Genomic DNA, 16,096 nt, shown 5'->3' with positions numbered 1-16,096 from the left:
TTTCTGTGGCCGTGAATACACACGACCTTTGTGGCAGTAAAAGATTGATTTACGAGAGGAACAAAGCCATGATCGCATCTGTGAACCACACCCCCGCCGCCCTGCTTGCCAAGTACGATGTGCCTTCGCCCCGCTACACCAGTTACCCCACCGTGCCGTACTGGAGCGAGGCCCCGATCAGCGAGGAGCGCTGGCTGCTTCATGTGCAGCAGGCTTTCCGCAAAACCAACAGCGCGAACGGCATCAGCCTGTACCTGCACCTGCCCTTCTGCGAGAAGCTGTGTACCTACTGCGGCTGCAACAAGCGCATCACGAAAAACCACGCCGTGGAGGAGCCCTATATGAAGGCGCTGCTGGACGAGTGGGAACAATATGTGGCCACGTTCGAGGAGAAGCCCCGCATTGCGGAGATGCACCTGGGCGGCGGCACCCCGACTTTCTTCAGCGCCGAGAACCTGAAGCAGCTGCTGGAGGCCATTCTGGAGAAAGCGGAGGTTACGCCCGATGCTGAGTTCAGCGTGGAGATGCACCCGAACGCCACCAATGCGCATCAGTTGCAGGTGCTGTATGACCTGGGCTTCCGGAGGCTGAGCGTGGGCATCCAGGACTTCGACCCTTACGTGCAGCTGGTCATCAACCGCATCCAGACGTTTGAGCAGACAAAACAGACGTTCGACGACGCCCGCGCCATCGGCTACACCTCCATCAACGGCGATATCATATATGGCCTGCCCCACCAGACCGAGAAAAGCATCCGCCACACCATCGAAAAAGTGAAGGAACTGCGCCCCGAGCGCATCGCCTTCTACAGCTATGCCCACGTGCCCTGGAAGAGCAAGGGCCAGCGCCGATACTCCGAAGCCGACCTGCCCGCGCCTGCCGGGAAACGCGCGCTATATGAATTGGGCCGAAACCTGCTGGAGGAGGCTGGCTATTTCGAAATCGGCCTGGATCACTTTGCCCTGCCGGAGGACAGTTTATATATAGCCGCGCAGAACGGCACGCTGCACCGCAATTTTATGGGTTATACCGCCCGCCACACCGAGCTGCTGATTGGCCTGGGCGCTTCCAGCATCTCCGACACCGGCACCGCCTTTCTGCAGAACGTGAAGGAGGTGGAGGCATATAAGGCAGCCGTGGCCACGGGCCACCTCCCGCTGCTGAAGGGCCACGAGCTGACGGAGGAAGACTTGCTGATCCGCAAACACATCCTTCACCTGATGTGCCGCCTCCACACCAGCTGGACGGAGGAGGAGCTGCCCTATTTTGTGGATGCGCTCATCCGGCTGCAGCCGCTGGAAGAAGACGGCCTTTTGGATTACAGCACTAACCATGTGCAGGTGCTGGAGGCGGGCCGCCCGTTCCTGCGCAACATCGCTATGTGCTTCGATGCCCGGCTCTGGGCCGATAAACCCACTACGCCGGTTTTCAGCCGCTCGGTGTAAAGGCTGGTTCAAGTCAAAATCATATATAGCTCTGAGCACGAAGAGACGCAAGATTTTGCGTCTCTTTTCTTTTGTGGTTGCAGTTGTTATGCGCGCTCTTCAACGGCCGCTGCAATTAAACATTTAGACTTACCTTTGCGGAAACAAGCATCATTGCCATGGGCTTTTTCTATGTGAAGGCGCTGCACATCATTTTTGTGGTCACCTGGTTTGCCGGGCTGTTCTACATCGTGCGGCTGTTTATATATTATGCTGAGGCCGCTGAAAAGCCGGAGCCGGAGAAATCGATCCTGCAGCGGCAACTGGCCCTGATGCAGAAGCGGCTGTGGTACGGCATCACCTGGCCTTCCGCGGTGCTTACGCTTATCTTCGGCCTGACCATCCTGCACCTCTACGGCTCCATTCCCGGCTGGCTTGTCTGGAAGCTGGCTTTTGTAGGGGGGCTTTATATCTACCACTTCCTCTGCCACCGCATCTACAAACAGCAGCAGCAGGGCATCCTGAAATACAACTCCACCCAGCTCCGCATCTGGAACGAGGTGGCGACCCTGTTCCTCATCAGCATCGTGTTCCTGGTGGTGCTGAAGAGTTCCCTGAGCATGCTCTGGGGCATTCTCGGTCTCATTCTTTTCTCTGCCATGCTCCTGCTGGCCATCCGCATCTATAAAAAAGTCAGAGAGGCGGGAAGTTAGAAAGTTAGGAAGTTAGAAAGTTGAGAAGTAGGGGCGTTCGGGAGTGAGTTTATATGTAGCTCATATACCCCTCTAAGTGAGTTATGTCAGTCAGCAGTTTCAAACTAATCCCTCTGCTTTTTCTGACCTTCACACTCTTGGACTCTTTCACTTTCTCATTCTCAAACTATCTAACTACCATCCCTTGCTTCCGTTAAAACATTTAGTAGCCGTTCCGCTGTTATACAGGCAATCGCACAGACATATACCATGGAAATCGGAATCACCACATTCGCAGAAAACACCCCGGATCCTGCTACCGGCAAATTGCTGAGCCCGCACGAGAGGATGATGCACCTGATGGAGGAGATAGAACTGGCCGACCAGGTGGGGCTGGATGTGTTTGCCGTAGGAGAGCACCACCGGCCTGATTTCATCGTTTCGTCCCCGGCGGTAGTGCTCGCGGCGGCAGCCGTGAAAACAAAGCAAATCAAGCTTGCCAGCGGGGTAACGGTGCTGAGTTCTGACGATCCCGTCCGGGTTTTCCAGGATTTCGCCCACGTCGACCTGCTCTCCAAAGGAAGGGCGGAGATCATGGCCGGGCGCGGCTCCTTCATCGAGTCCTTCCCGCTTTTCGGAAACGACCTGAAAGACTACGATGCCCTCTTTGCCGAGAAACTGGAGCTGCTGATTCAACTGAATAAAAGTGAAAAAGTGACCTGGGAGGGCAAGCACAGGCCAGCCATCGACAATCTGGGAATTTACCCGAGGCCTTACCAGCAGCAACTGCCGGTTTGGGTGGCGGTGGGCGGCACGCCCGCATCCGTGGTGCGGGCCGCCAGCCTGGGCCTGCCCATGGCGCTGGCAATTATCGGGGGGATGCCGGATCGGTTCGTTCCCTTCACAGAACTTTACAACCAAACATATAAGAAGGCGGGGCACGATCCGGCAAAGCAGCAACTGGCCATCAACTCGCACGGGTATATAGCGGATGATTCGCAGCAGGCGGCCGACGAGTTTTACGGCCCCTACGCTTACGTGATGAGCAAACTGGGGCGCGAGCGGGGATGGTCTCCTATGACGCGGGAGCACTATGAAGCGATGCGCACACCGGAAGGTTCTCTGCTGGTGGGCAGCCCCCAGCAGGTAATAGACAAGATTTTATATGAGTATGAGCTATTTGGAAACACCCGCTTCCTGCTACACATCAGCGTTGGCACCCTGCCCCATGCAAAAGTGATGCGCGCCATTGAGTTACTGGGCACCGTGGTGGCTCCCGCCGTGAAAAAGGCGGTGAAGTAGAGGCAGTTATATATGCTTACAGGTAGGTGTACATAACAGCCGTATGTATGCAGAGCCTGAAGCGTTAGTGAAGATTGAGCATATATGCTGCGTAATGATTTTTACTTGCTAAACTCTCTCCCATTACCACATGGTCATAATCATAACCTCACTCATTAGGGAAGCTGCCCTATGTGTCGGGATATATGACTTGCAAATATATAGAGCTCTCATGTTTATGATGTCTAACGCTTTACAAGAACATTTTTGCAAGGGCAAATTTGGCTTTAAGCACTCTTGTTGGAGTAATTATACCATTCTTTAATAGGTAGAGGGGAAAGTCGAGACCATATGTCCGGAAGTGATTCAACAAATTAATAAAGATAACGCATTTTAACTTATCATATGTTAAAATCAGCAGCTATTGTTTAGCTGCTACCCTTGCAACAACGTCTATAGAAATCATTAGGAGCCCGCGCCAAGGCTTCTTATCTTATTGTGCCATAAAACAGAAGCATATGACACATTTCCGCCACGCCTTCCCGATTATAGCCGGTCTGTTCCTTCTCCTTTCTTGCAATCAGCAGGATAAAGAACAGGTGAAATACCCCTACCACATCACTGGCACCGTCAGGAATTGTGAGGGATGCGAGGTCGAGCTGTGGTCTCCCCTGGCGAGTGGCTTCGATGAGATAGACTCCACTTTCGTGAAAGACGGCAGCTTCTCTTTTACAGGTGAGTTGCCAGACACAGGATTCTATGATGTCACTTTAAAGACACCTAAAGCATTCATTCCTGTGAAAGTGTTCCTGCCCGCCGACAGTGTTCACCTGGCCATAGACGCCGAGAATAGAATCAGAACAAACAAGTTCTATGCTACTGCCAACGAGAAAATGCCTGCTCCGCTCGCACATGTTTCCGTTGTCTCCTCCTCGCCGGTACAGGCGGGGATGGAGAAGTACCTGCTGATGCGGGACAGCCTCTGGGCCAAGTTCTACGAGGATAAGGAACTGGTAGTGGCCAAGTTCAGACAGACCTATGACTCAGGGGATTCGGCGCTGGTGCAGCAGTGGGCTGACTCAGTGGAAAGCATGCGTTACCGCTTCGCCAACTACATTTCCTATGCCACGGACCTGTTCATCAGACAGGGGGAAAGCCCCGAGGCAGCCCTCTTCGCCATGCTAGACAACAGGAACGACCGCATCGCCACCGAGCGTTTTAGGGCATATTTCAACGCCCTGCCCGCCACTGCGCGCAACAGCCACGAAGGCAAATATTTGGACAAGGCGCTACGGGAGAACGAGGAACGCAACAAGAACAACCAGCGCTTCGTGGGCAGCCGCATCCGAAACCTGGACCTGCTGGGCAGCACCCCGCAGGGTCTGGAGGTAGACGAAGACAGTTTATTCAAAGCTAACAAATTGACCTTAATGGAGTTCTGGGCCAGCTGGTGCGGGCCCTGCCGCATGGAGATGCCCAAGTATTACATCCTCTACGAGCAATACAAAGACAAGGGCTTCGGTTTTATAGCCATATCAATGGACAACAAGCGCGACATGTGGCTGAAAGCCATTGAGCAGGACGGGCTGGACGTGCACCACATCTCCGAACTCAAAGGACCGAACGGCGACGACATGAGGCGCTTCGAGATCAAGGGCATCCCGGCCAACATGCTCGTCGACGCCACCGGCAAAATCATAGCCGTGGACATATCCAGAATTGACCTAAGAAACAAGCTGAAGGAGAGCCTGTTGTAAACGGCATCCTTCGAACTGAAGGCGACAACAAGTTGCGCTCCCCTAACTAACTAGTTGCAGGCTTCATAACGCCGGATAATTTCCGCCACATCAGCGATTGAAAATTTCAATCCTCAACAATAGCCTAACAGCTTATATATAATATAGCCCGCCATCTCGTGGATGAGCAGGTGCCAGTTGCTGAACGCCACCGCGCTCGGGATGATGAGTTCGTCCGGGGTGTAACGGCGCTCGGAGGCGTAAAAGTCGGTGCTGAAGGCGTCGGCGTCTACACCCGCTTTCCGGAAGCACCCCGCCGACCGGCGCATGTGGAAGGCCGAGGTAACCAGCAGCACGTGCTGCCACTCCGGGTGCCGCGCCAGCACGCGGGCGGTGTTCACGGCGTTCTCGTGGGTGTTGCGGCTGTTGCCTTCCGTTATGATATCCTCCTCCGGCACGCCTGCCATCAGCAGCACCTTCTCAATCTGCTCGGCTTCCGGCACACGGACTGTCAGCACCTGCCCGCTCCCGCCCGAAATCAGGAACTTGTCAATTTTACCCAGCCAGTAGAGTTGCAGCGGGTGCAGAAAGCGGTCGGCTCCCTTCGAGGTGTGTATCCTGTCCGAGATGTCCTCCCGGTAAGAGGTAACGCCGGTAAGAATCACCGCCACGTCGTGGTGCTTCACTTCACTTATTGGCGTAGCGTCTAGTTCCCACGCCCGCCACGCCTCGTTGGCCAGAAACGGGTTGGAGAAGAGCAACAGCAGGGCCAGCGCGGCCAACAGACTCACGCGCCGCCATTTGGGTGATTTGAGAAACACGGCCAGACAGAGCAGCAGCAGCACCCACAGCAGGGGCATCAGCAGGAAATCCAGCGTTTTGGAAAGGATAAAGAACATTGCCTTTGGTTTGATGAACGGCCAAGGCAACAGGAAGCAGACATCCGCGTCCGGGAATCATATATAACCCCTATATAAACTGGCAGCTTTTACAGCGGCAGGATGCTTTGGCCCCGGAAAGTTAAGAAAGAAAGGCTGAAACGCGAACCCTTTACAGGCTAAAAGAGCTTCCGGAACAGCCACAGCAGAAGCGAGAGCACGATGCTGAGCAGAATCATGCTGGTGATGGGGGCATAAAAGCGCATATTCTTCCGCTCCACCCGAATGTCGCCAGGCAGGTGGCCAAACCAGCTGAACTTGTCGCCAGCCAGCCAGACCACCAGCCCGATTACCACCAGCACCACGCCTAAAACCACAATGGATTTCCCTATCGGTTGCATCTGTTTATATATGGCAAGTGAAGCGAATTGTATAGCGCTTATGCAAGTCAATTTTGTCCCCCCTTCGAAGCGGGACTTTCTCACACGGCTTATACTTTTGCGTAAGTCATATTATACATGAAATTATATTAAAACGGTTCTGACTTTACATATACCCCTACCTGAAGCTGGCCCGCAGCCCGAGGCTGAAGCTCAGAATTTCCCAGGTGGTGAGGCTTTCGTCTTTGAAAGCGGAGGTCACGATCAGGTCGTAGGTGTTCATCTCACCGTAGAGGCTCAGTCCGCTGAAGCTTTGGCTCCCGGGCAGGCTGTAGTTCAGTGCCGGGCCAAGACTGCCGGTCAGGCGCAGGCTGCTGGTCCACCAGTAGTAGTCGCTGGTGGGGTAGGCGTTCGACCAGTTGGTGGAGAACTGGCTCCTGAAATAGTAACTCAGCCCCAGCCCGAAGCGCAGCGGCGTCAGCGAAAAGTTGCCTTTCAGGGTCACTGGCCGGAACGGTTTATATATCCCCTTCAGCGTGAACAAGTGCAGCGCCTCTTCCGCGTCGAATCTGGGTACATAGCCATAGAAAAGTTCCGCGTTTAGCCTGTCCTGCGCAAAGCTGTAGCTCGGGGCGATGGAGAGCATGCCGATGTTTCCCGCAAATTGCAGCGTCACCGCATCGGGGGCGTACCACTTGCGGGCCGTGGCGCTGCTGATGTCGGTGGTTTGGGCGCTTGCGAGCGCCGGAACCGCGGTGAGGCAAAGCAGCAGCGCTATTGTTTTTAAGTTCATTCGTTTGGGCTAAAACATGACGCGTTCAAAACTCACTTCGTCTCCTATCACCGTGAACACGATGTACTCGCGGTCTTCGGCGGCGCCTGTCTGCATATAGGGCACCTTCCCGTCGTAGGGAAAATACAGGTCGAAGTTGTGGTTGTGGCCATGCAGGGAGTAGGTAACGTCGTAGTCGCTTATCAGTTGGTAATAACGCCCCGATTTCTCCTCCCCGAACTCATAGTTCTGGGGCGGTATGTGCGACAGCACAAACACGTTTTCGTAACCGGCGGCGGCTTTCAGTTCTTTTTCCAGCCAGTCCAGGTCAGGCACCCGCTTGTCGAACTCTATATAGTTCGTGTTGAGCAGAATAAATTTGCTGTTGCCCACGGCAAAGCTGGTATCAAAAACGCCGTACATGGCCAGGAAAGCCTCATGGCCGTTATTCACGGCGTCGTGGTTGCCGATTACGGCCACATAGGGGACGCCGATGGTTTTGAAGTCTTCGTGAATGAGCTTAAACTCCTTGGCCAGTCCGAAGTCGGTCAGGTCGCCGCCCACCAGCACAAAGTCGCTGTCCTGGTTCTCCCGGATGTGTTTTGCCATCGCCTCGTTCTCCTCGTAAAAGCCCTGCAGGTCGGCGGTCAGCACAAACCGGAGCGTGTCTTCCGGCGAGATGCCCAGCGCCTCAATGCGGGCGATGTTGCGCGTGTTGATTGCCTTCTCGTCCTCCTCCAGCCGTACTTCGTAGGGGCTGTACTCAAACTCGTCGCAGGCCTGTATGAGGAGGGCCAGGAACAGGCATAGAACCGGAACCGTGGCAGGTCGGCTGCGAGGTGATAGTTTTTTCAGCATATAGCTTATGTAAGATCTTCTCCCCTGCTAATACCACCTCCCGTATACGAAAGTTTCGGCCGCGCCGCGGAAAGATGCTATCTGCTTTTACAGCAGGTTCTTACAATCGGCTATATAAGGCTATACACCACTCCACCCCCTATATGGCGCAAGGCGGAGGCCCGTTTGCAAAAGGGAGCTAATGGCAAAACCGGCTCGTATATAAGCTGCGAAAAGCGTAAATTTGATTTCTGTTTTATCACTAAATTCTGAACTGCTTGAAAGTCTGCATCGCTGAGAAACCGAGCGTGGCCCGCGAGATTGCCCTGGTGATAGGCGCCAAGACCCGGAAAGACGGCTACTTTGAGGGCAACGGCTATCAGGTGACCTGGACCTTCGGCCACTTCTGCACCCTGCGCGAGCCCGACGACTACCGCCCCGAGTGGAAGCGCTGGAGCATGTACGACCTGCCCATGCTGCCCGAGCGCTACGGCATCAAGCTCATCCAGAACAAAGGCGTGGAGCAGCAGTTCAACGTCATCAAAAAGCTGCTGGAGAAGGCCGAGGAGGTGATCAACTGCGGGGACGCGGGGCAAGAGGGGGAAGTGATTCAGCGGTGGGTGCTGACGGAGGCCAATTACCGCAAGCCCTTCAAGCGGCTCTGGATTTCGTCGCTCACCGAGGACGCCATCCGGCAGGGTTTCGCCAGGCTGCGCGACGGCTCCGAGTTCGACTCGCTGTACCAGGCGGGCAAGAGCCGGGCCATCGGCGACTGGCTGCTGGGCCTCAACGCCACCCGCCTCTTCACGCTGAAGTACGCCAACGGCAAGCAGACGCTGTCGGTGGGCCGGGTGCAGACGCCCACGCTGGCCATGCTGGTGAACCGCCACCACGAAATCGCCAATTTTGTGCCGCAGCCTTACTGGGAGCTCAAAACCATCTATCGGGAAACCACCTTCTCCAGCACCAACGGCCGATTCCAGCAAGAGGAGGAGGCGCAGAAAATCATGGACGCCATCCGGCAAGAGGAACTCACGATCACGGACGTAGAGATCAAGAAAGGGACCGAATCGCCGCCCCGGCTCTTCGACCTGACCTCGCTGCAAATTGAGTGCAATAACAAACTGAGCCTGTCGGCGGATGAGACACTGAAAACGGTGCAGAGCCTGTACGAGAAGAAGGTAGTCTCCTACCCCCGTGTGGACACCACGTTTCTGCCTGATGATATATACCCGAAGATACCGGGCATCCTGCAGGGCCTGAGCAACTACAGCCAGGAAGTGTCGCCGTTGCTGCAAAACAAAATTAGGAAAACGAAAAAAGTTTTTAACAACAACAAAGTCACCGACCACCACGCTATCATCCCAACCGGGGCGGCGGCTGGCAGTATATATGGCCGCGAGGCGGATGTGTACGACATCATCACGCGCCGCTTCATCGCCGCCTTTTACCCAGACTGTATCGTGAGCAACACCACGGTGCTGGCTGAGTCAGCGGGCTATACGTTCCGGGTGCGGGGCAAGCAGATTCTGGAGCCGGGCTGGCGCGTCATATATGGCGCGGAGGATATAAAATCGCCGGATGCACCGGCTGGCAAAGACGGCGAGAACAGGGAGGAAGAGGAGGCCACCGGGGTGTTGCCGCACTTCGAAAAAGGGGAGCACGGCCCGCACGAGCCGCTGCTGGACAGGAAAATGACCAGCCCGCCGAAGGAGTACACCGAGGCCACGCTGCTGCGCGCCATGGAAACAGCCGGCAGGCAGGTAGAGGACGACGAGTTGAAGGAGGCGCTGAAGGAAAACGGCATCGGACGACCTTCTACGCGGGCCGCCATTATTGAGACACTGTTCAAGCGCCAGTACATCCGGAAGGAGAAAAAGAAGATTGTGCCCACGCAAACGGGCATTGATTTGATTGGCGTGATACGGAACCAGACGCTGAAATCGGCGGAGATGACGGGGCAGTGGGAGCGCAAGCTGCGCCAGATAGAGGGCGGGGAGTTCAAGGCAGAGGCCTTTTTGCAGGAGTTGCAGGAGTTCGTCATCAGCCTGGTGCAGGAAGTGAAGTACGACCACGCCGCCACCGTCACGCTGGAGCCGCATCAGGAAGAAGTAAAGAAAGCCGCACCCAAAAGCTCTTCTAAAAAGAAAGCAACCGCTGCTACAAAAGAGGCAGCCGCTCCGGCGCAGGGACTCGGCTCCTGCCCTGCCTGCAAAGCCGGCTATATCCTGAAAGGCTCGAAAGCCTACGGCTGCATCCGCTACAAAGACGGCTGCCGCTTCCTCCTCCCGATGGAGCAGCACGGCAGGGAGTTGACAGAAAAGCAGGTGCAGGCGCTGCTCAGCAAAGGCAAAACACCTACCATCAAAGGCTTCAAAGATGCGCAGGGCGAGAGCTTTGACGGCATATATAAACTGGATGGCGCGCACCAGCTGGTGCTGGAGAAAGTGGAGAAAGTGCCGGAGGCAGACCCGTTCGCGCTTTGCCCGCGCTGCAAACAGGGCAGCCTGTTGAAAGGTAAAGCCGCCTACGGCTGCAGCCGCTTCCGGGAAGGCTGCCGTTTCCTGGTGCCCTTCGAGATGGGCGGCAAACCGCTGACTGAAAAGCATATAGCCGCGCTCCTGCTCAAAGGCAAAACACCGAAAATTAAAGGCTTTGTGTCGGAGAAGACCGGAGAACCGTTTGATGCCGCCCTGACTCTGAACGAGCAGTGGCAGGTGGTCTATAAATTCTGATTCTGGATGGCCTGATTCACTTAGGTTGCGAATTACACCCGCTGCTGGAACCTGCCCCACCCCTACCCCTCCGGGGAGGGGAACCATATATAGCTGTATAGGACATGAGCGTCCCTACTCGCGACTTGCAACCCGGCAGCATGGATTGAAAACTGCACCATAAAGGACAAAACAGCCTGAACCTATTTTGACTGATTACTAAAACAAAAGAGCGGCAGCCATATGGTATGGCTGCCGCTCCTGTTATATATTGGACGTTATTTACTTAACTGTAAACGAGGTCTGCTTTACAGACAGGTTGGTGCGCTTGTCCTGGGCCGTGATTTTAAGGGTGTACGTGCCGGGCGCAACGCCTTCCAGCGCCATCAGGGTGTCGAACTCCACCACCGTCTTATGCGGCATCACATTGAAGTCAACCACGGGGCTTTCTGCGCCTGGGCTCAGCACGCTGAAGTTAATGTTTTCCACTTTGTCCTTGTCTACCACGGTGATGTATACCGGCAGCCCCTGCACGGAAGTGATGGTCTGGTTTTTAGTGGGGTTGTTAATCGTCAGGCTCGGCAGCGATCCGTCCGGCTGCAGGCTTCCGTCCTCAAACAAATCTTCACAGGATGTGAGCAGGCACACGGCAGCCACAGCGGCTAGCATTGGTTTGATTTTCATAAATCTGGCTAAAAGTTTTTGATACAATAGCGGCGACGCCTGAATTTTGCACTCTTTGGGTTGATCCATCTGCCACACCAACCTGATGTATTGTATGGCAAAATTAATAATAATCCCGGCATTCCAAGCAATCCTCCGAAATAGTTTACAATCCACAAACCCACCTAAAACTGCTTTAGTTCCTTCTAAATGCTTCTTATTGCACTGTAGCCTAATCATATGGATTTTATTATATTATAAATTTGAGCTATCCAATCATCTAATGGGTAAATAATAGTGCAATTTCTATTGTATTGCATTTACACGCGTGCAGGGCATTATTTTGAACAAAAGCAAGGGAGCAAACACGCAGGCGGAGAAACCTGCGAAGACGGGCGGAAACAGGGATGGTACTACCCTAAATAACTCGCAAACGATAACTTATAGTACCCGCAGCCGTAAAAAAAACAACCCGGTGCGCCTTTGGCAACACCGCTTTGAATAGATTTTTAACTAAAACCACCGAACCATGAGAAGCTATGAAAATTCGGGATACAACCCGTACAACGACAACGACAGGTCTCAGACAAAAGGATCTGCGCGGAACTACTACTCAGATGAATTTGATATAACAGGCCGTGACCGCGGCGCCTATGGCTCAAACCGGGGCGGCGAGTTCGGCTCCGGCCGCGACTCGTATGCCACATCCGGCTACGGCGGCACTTCCACCTACGGCCACAATGCCGGTGCAGGCGTTTACGGCTCGTCGTCCGGCAACCGTTACGACAACGACCGCTACGGCAGTTCTAACTATGGCTCGTCCGGCAACCGCTACAGCAGCGACAGAAACCGCCATGACGATGACAGTTGGTGGGACAACACCAAAAACAAAGTGAGCAACGCCTGGGACAGGGCAACCGGAGACGACGACAACGACCGTAATTACAGAAACCGCAGCTATGGCACGTATGATTCCGGTTCGGGCTACACAGGCCGCTACGGCGCTGATAGCAATTACGGTTCCGGCTCTCACAGAAACTACGGCTCCGGCTCAACTGGCTACGGCGCATCTTACGGTACAGGGTATACTACCTCTAACTACGGCACGCCGTATAGGTCCAGCTCCGACAGAGACAGCTATTCCTCCGACTACGACAGAAACCGCCATAGCCACGACCGGCACAGCGATCATGACCGCGGGTTCTTCGATAAGGCGGGCGATGAAGTAAAATCCTGGTTCGGAGATGACGACGCAGAGCGCAGAAGAAGGCAGGATGAGATGCGCGACCGCCGCCACGACCGCGACAGCGACCGGTATGGGAGTAGCACCGGAAACACCTATAGCGGACCTCCCTACTCTTACGGATCGTCTTCGCGCAGAGATTATGAGTGGTAGAAACACTTTCTGGCGGCCATATACCCGTGGCGGCCGTTGGTAAAACCATAGAATACCCGTGGCCAAAGCGCCACAACAAAAGCCCCGCTGCAAATTGCAGCGGGGCTTTTTATTTTACTGATCCTATCCTTCTTCCTATATTTGCACTCCGTCCGGCGGCGGCAGTGTGCATCACACCGGCCAGACATTGCATCACCTTATTTTCAACTAAGTAAAACCAATGAAGAAGACATTCCTGCTTGCGCTCCTGGCGCTCATGACCACCACCGGCTTTTCCCAAACCCTGGGCATCAAAGGCGGCGCCACTTACTACACCTTCAGTGGCAGCGGCGCCAGAGACTACGAACACCGCCTGGGCTACACAGCGGGTATCATGGTGCAGCAGCACATTAACGACCTGGTTGGCGTGCAGGTGGAGGCGCTGTATACCTCCAAAGGTGGCAAGATAGAATACAGCTCCGGCAACGATGAAGTGCAGGGCTCTCACCGGCTCAACTACCTGGACGTGCCGCTGCTGCTGCACCTGTCTTCCAGCGGCCTGTTCTTTGATTTGGGACCCCAGGTATCATTTATCACCAAAGGCCGGCACGTGCGGGAGGTAACCTCTGGCACCACCACTACCACCACCAAATCCGATATCACGGATCAGCCCTACTCCATCGACTTTGGCTACGTGGCGGGCCTGGGCTACCGCGCCAGTTCCGGGATAGGCCTGGAGTTGCGCTACAACGGCGGCCTGAAGAAAGTGGACGACGAAGGCCTGTCCGTGGGAATTGAGCGCCGCAACTCCGGCTTCAACTTGATGCTGAGCTATATAATGGGCCACTAGGCTACTGGGGCAGTTTATATAAAAGGAGCAACTGAAGCAGGTGCGCCATCGGGTCTTTCTTTTGCTGCATCCCTCCTGCCCTGCCTGAGGCAACCCATTTTGAAAGCACCCCCAATAGCGAAGCCCCTGCCGGAACAGGGGCTTCGCTGTTATCATTGTATTTATCTGTATTATATATAACTGCAGTACAGGGTTACACCGCCGTGTCCGTTTCACTTACCGGCTCCTGCTCCACGGCGTATATATGCTCGTAGCGCTTGAATGTGGTCACGTTCACCTTCAGGTCGCGCAGCAGCCCCTCCTTTATGTCGTATACCAGGCCATGGAGCTTCGGCGGGTTGTCGGTCAGCATGGCGTTCTGGATGATGGAGGTCTTGGACAGGTTGTGTACCTGCTCAATCACGTTCAGCTCCACCAGGCGGCGGAGGCGCTGCTCCTCGTCATATATGCTCAGGAACTCGCGCTCGTGCAGGCGCATCACGTCCTTGATGTTGCGCAGCCAGTTGTCTATCAGCCCGAACTGCCTGTTGCCGGCGGCGGCCGCCACACCACCGCAGCCGTAGTGGCCGCACACGATCACGTCTTTCACCTTCAGCACCTCCACGGCATACTGCAGCACCGACAGCAGGTTCATGTCGGAGTGTACCACCATGTTGGCGATGTTGCGGTGTACGAACATCTCGCCCGGGCCGGTGCCCGTTATCTCCCCGGCGGGCACGCGGCTGTCGGCGCACCCGATGAAGAGGTAGCGGGGCTCCTGCCCTTTCGCCAGCTTCGCGAAGTACTCACTGTCCTCGCTCAAGCGCTGCGCCACCCACTTTTTGTTGTTCTCAAAGATCTTTTCCATTTGCTGCGTTTTATATAGGGCTAATACCTGATTTGTATGTTTGCTTAATGCATTTCCAGGACGGACACTTCCTTCACATTCAGCACCTCCACCGTGATGTTGCGCTCGTGCGCCGTTCTTTTGAATTCCTGGATAGCCTCCAGCACATCATAATCTATATGCTCGGAGTTCTCGCCGTCGATGATCACGTGGCTGTTGGCGGGCAGGTGGTCCAGGGTCAGGATGATGCTGGCCTTGTTCAGGAACGACACGTGCTCGCTTAGCCTGATGCGGATAAGCGCCTTGTCTTTATGCTCCTCCTTGTGGTAGAAATACGGCGACCGGTAATTTGCCTTCAGGATATAGAACACACCCACAGCCAGCCCCACACAGATGCCCACCAGCAGGTCGGTGAACAGAATGGCGAGCACCGTAACGATAAAAGGAATAAACTGCTCGTGCCCCAGTTTAAGCTGTGTCCTGTACAGAGCGGGCTTGGTGAGTTTATATCCCACCACCAGCAGCACGGCGGCCAGCGCCGAAAGCGGAATCTGGTTCATGAAGCCCGCCAGCAGGAAAACCGACAGCACCAGGAAAATTCCGTGTACAAAGGCAGAAACTTTTGTCTGCCCGCCCGCTGCCACGTTAGTGGAGCTGCGCACGATTACCGCCGTCATCGGCAGGCCGCCCAGCAGGCCCGCCACCATATTGCCCACGCCCTGCGCCTTCAGCTCACGGTTGGTGTTGGTGCGGCGCTTGTGCGGGTCCAGTTTGTCTACGGCCTCCACGCTCAGCAGTGTCTCCAGGCTGGCCACAATGGCGATGGTGAAGGCAACTATATAAAGTGTGGGGTTGGTGACCGCAGTAAAATCCAGGAAGCGAAGCTCACTCGCCAGCCCGCTGAAACCGTCCAGCACGGGCAGGTTTACCAGGTGGCTGGGGCCCACGGCCAGCGCAGGAACAAAATTGATGAACAGAACATTGATGAGGATGGAGAGCAGCACCGCCACCAGCGCACCCGGCACCAGCTTCAGGAGTTTGCTGTTCTTAATTCTCGGATTGTCCCACACCAGCAGGATGGTCAGGGATATGATGCCGATGAGCAGGGCCCCCAGTTCAATGCTGGTGAAAGCGTAGCCAATCTCAGAGAAGGTGTTGCGCCCGTCCGCCTGCAGGAAGTTCATCTCCCCGAAAAAGTCTTCGTCGGCACCCATGAAATGCGGAATCTGCTTCAGGATGAGGATGAGGCCAATCGCCGCCAGCATTCCCTTGATAACAGACGAGGGGAAATAGAGCCCGATGACGCCGGCCTTCAGGAAGCCCAGCACCAACTGTATGGCCCCGGCCAGCACCACCGCCAGCAGGAAAGCCTCGAAAGACCCCAGCGATTCGATGCCGTTGAGCACGATGACGGTGAGACCGGCGGCCGGGCCGCTCACGCTCAGCTGCGAGCCGCTGAGCCAGGCCACCAGCAGGCCGCCCACTATCCCCGTGATGACCCCTGAAAAGAGCGGGGCCCCGGAGGCCAGCGAGATGCCCAGACAGAGCGGCAGGGCCACAAAGAAAACAACCAGACCCGATGGGATGTCCTTCCCGAGGTGGGCCAGGTAGTTGGTGCTGTTTGAAGTTTGCTTCATATATCGTTTAGATTTCATCTGATGCGTGCAG

The 16,096-nt window shown here is 55.2% G+C and carries 14 protein-coding genes; 7 read left to right on the top strand and 7 right to left on the bottom strand.

Features of this window, described 5'->3' with window-relative positions:
* Positions 1-68: 68 nt before the first annotated feature.
* The 4 genes from hemN (at position 69) to GSQ62_RS17415 (ending at position 5,154) form a co-directional block, all read left to right on the top strand.
* Entirely contained in the window at positions 69-1,445 is a 1,377-nt protein-coding gene (gene hemN / locus GSQ62_RS17430; protein ID WP_161890701.1) for an oxygen-independent coproporphyrinogen III oxidase, read from the top strand.
* A gap of 158 nt (positions 1,446-1,603) precedes the next feature.
* Complete coding sequence (locus GSQ62_RS17425; protein ID WP_161890700.1) at positions 1,604-2,137, top strand: CopD family protein; 534 nt, start codon at positions 1,604-1,606, stop codon at positions 2,135-2,137.
* A 249-nt stretch (positions 2,138-2,386) separates the two neighbouring features.
* Positions 2,387-3,418, top strand: a complete 1,032-nt coding sequence (locus tag GSQ62_RS17420) for an LLM class flavin-dependent oxidoreductase (protein ID WP_161890699.1) — start codon at positions 2,387-2,389, stop codon at positions 3,416-3,418.
* A gap of 497 nt (positions 3,419-3,915) precedes the next feature.
* Positions 3,916-5,154: a TlpA disulfide reductase family protein gene (locus GSQ62_RS17415; protein WP_161890698.1), complete on the top strand. Its 1,239-nt coding sequence runs from the start codon at positions 3,916-3,918 to the stop codon at positions 5,152-5,154.
* Positions 5,155-5,267: 113 nt separating this feature from the next.
* On the opposite strand, the gene GSQ62_RS17410 is transcribed toward GSQ62_RS17415, so the two are convergent.
* The 4 genes from GSQ62_RS17410 to GSQ62_RS17395 form a co-directional block, all read right to left on the bottom strand.
* Positions 5,268-6,032 carry a YdcF family protein gene (locus tag GSQ62_RS17410; RefSeq protein WP_161890697.1) on the bottom strand — a complete coding sequence of 255 codons (765 nt, stop codon included), beginning with the start codon at positions 6,030-6,032 and terminating at the stop codon, positions 5,268-5,270.
* Between the two features lie 158 nt (positions 6,033-6,190).
* A complete protein-coding gene (locus GSQ62_RS17405; RefSeq protein ID WP_161890696.1) occupies positions 6,191-6,412 on the bottom strand; it encodes a DUF2905 domain-containing protein in 222 nt (73 codons plus the stop codon).
* Positions 6,413-6,569: 157 nt separating this feature from the next.
* Positions 6,570-7,184, bottom strand: a complete 615-nt coding sequence (locus tag GSQ62_RS17400) for a hypothetical protein (protein WP_161890695.1) — start codon at positions 7,182-7,184, stop codon at positions 6,570-6,572.
* A 9-nt stretch (positions 7,185-7,193) separates the two neighbouring features.
* Positions 7,194-8,021: a metallophosphoesterase family protein gene (locus GSQ62_RS17395; protein ID WP_161890694.1), complete on the bottom strand. Its 828-nt coding sequence runs from the start codon at positions 8,019-8,021 to the stop codon at positions 7,194-7,196.
* 257 nt (positions 8,022-8,278) lie between these two features.
* On the opposite strand from GSQ62_RS17395, the gene GSQ62_RS17390 reads away from it, so the two are divergent.
* Positions 8,279-10,735, top strand: a complete 2,457-nt coding sequence (locus GSQ62_RS17390) for a type IA DNA topoisomerase (RefSeq protein ID WP_161890693.1) — start codon at positions 8,279-8,281, stop codon at positions 10,733-10,735.
* A 261-nt stretch (positions 10,736-10,996) separates the two neighbouring features.
* On the opposite strand, the gene GSQ62_RS17385 is transcribed toward GSQ62_RS17390, so the two are convergent.
* Positions 10,997-11,398, bottom strand: coding sequence for a hypothetical protein (locus GSQ62_RS17385; protein WP_237586754.1), 402 nt, complete (start codon positions 11,396-11,398; stop codon positions 10,997-10,999).
* 508 nt (positions 11,399-11,906) lie between these two features.
* Here GSQ62_RS17385 and GSQ62_RS17380 point away from each other — a divergent pair.
* Together GSQ62_RS17380 and GSQ62_RS17375 are read left to right on the top strand one after the other, a co-directional pair.
* Positions 11,907-12,773 (top strand): SWFGD domain-containing protein, encoded by an 867-nt coding sequence (locus GSQ62_RS17380; RefSeq protein WP_161890692.1) that lies wholly within the window; start codon positions 11,907-11,909, stop codon positions 12,771-12,773.
* 220 nt (positions 12,774-12,993) lie between these two features.
* Positions 12,994-13,602, top strand: coding sequence for a porin family protein (locus GSQ62_RS17375; RefSeq protein ID WP_161890691.1), 609 nt, complete (start codon positions 12,994-12,996; stop codon positions 13,600-13,602).
* A gap of 193 nt (positions 13,603-13,795) precedes the next feature.
* Here the strand turns inward: GSQ62_RS17375 and GSQ62_RS17370 are convergent, their stop codons facing one another.
* The gene (locus GSQ62_RS17370; RefSeq protein WP_161890690.1) at positions 13,796-14,449 is read right to left on the bottom strand and encodes a carbonic anhydrase; all 654 of its coding nucleotides are present in this window, start codon (positions 14,447-14,449) and stop codon (positions 13,796-13,798) included.
* 44 nt (positions 14,450-14,493) lie between these two features.
* Positions 14,494-16,065: a SulP family inorganic anion transporter gene (locus GSQ62_RS17365; protein ID WP_161890689.1), complete on the bottom strand. Its 1,572-nt coding sequence runs from the start codon at positions 16,063-16,065 to the stop codon at positions 14,494-14,496.
* Positions 16,066-16,096: the final 31 nt, after the last annotated feature.

The organism is Pontibacter russatus, assembly GCF_009931655.1.
GTDB classification, from domain to species: domain Bacteria; phylum Bacteroidota; class Bacteroidia; order Cytophagales; family Hymenobacteraceae; genus Pontibacter; species Pontibacter russatus.
The sequence above is the reverse complement of the archived record's forward strand: the minus strand, read 5'-3'. Positions and strand labels throughout refer to the sequence as shown.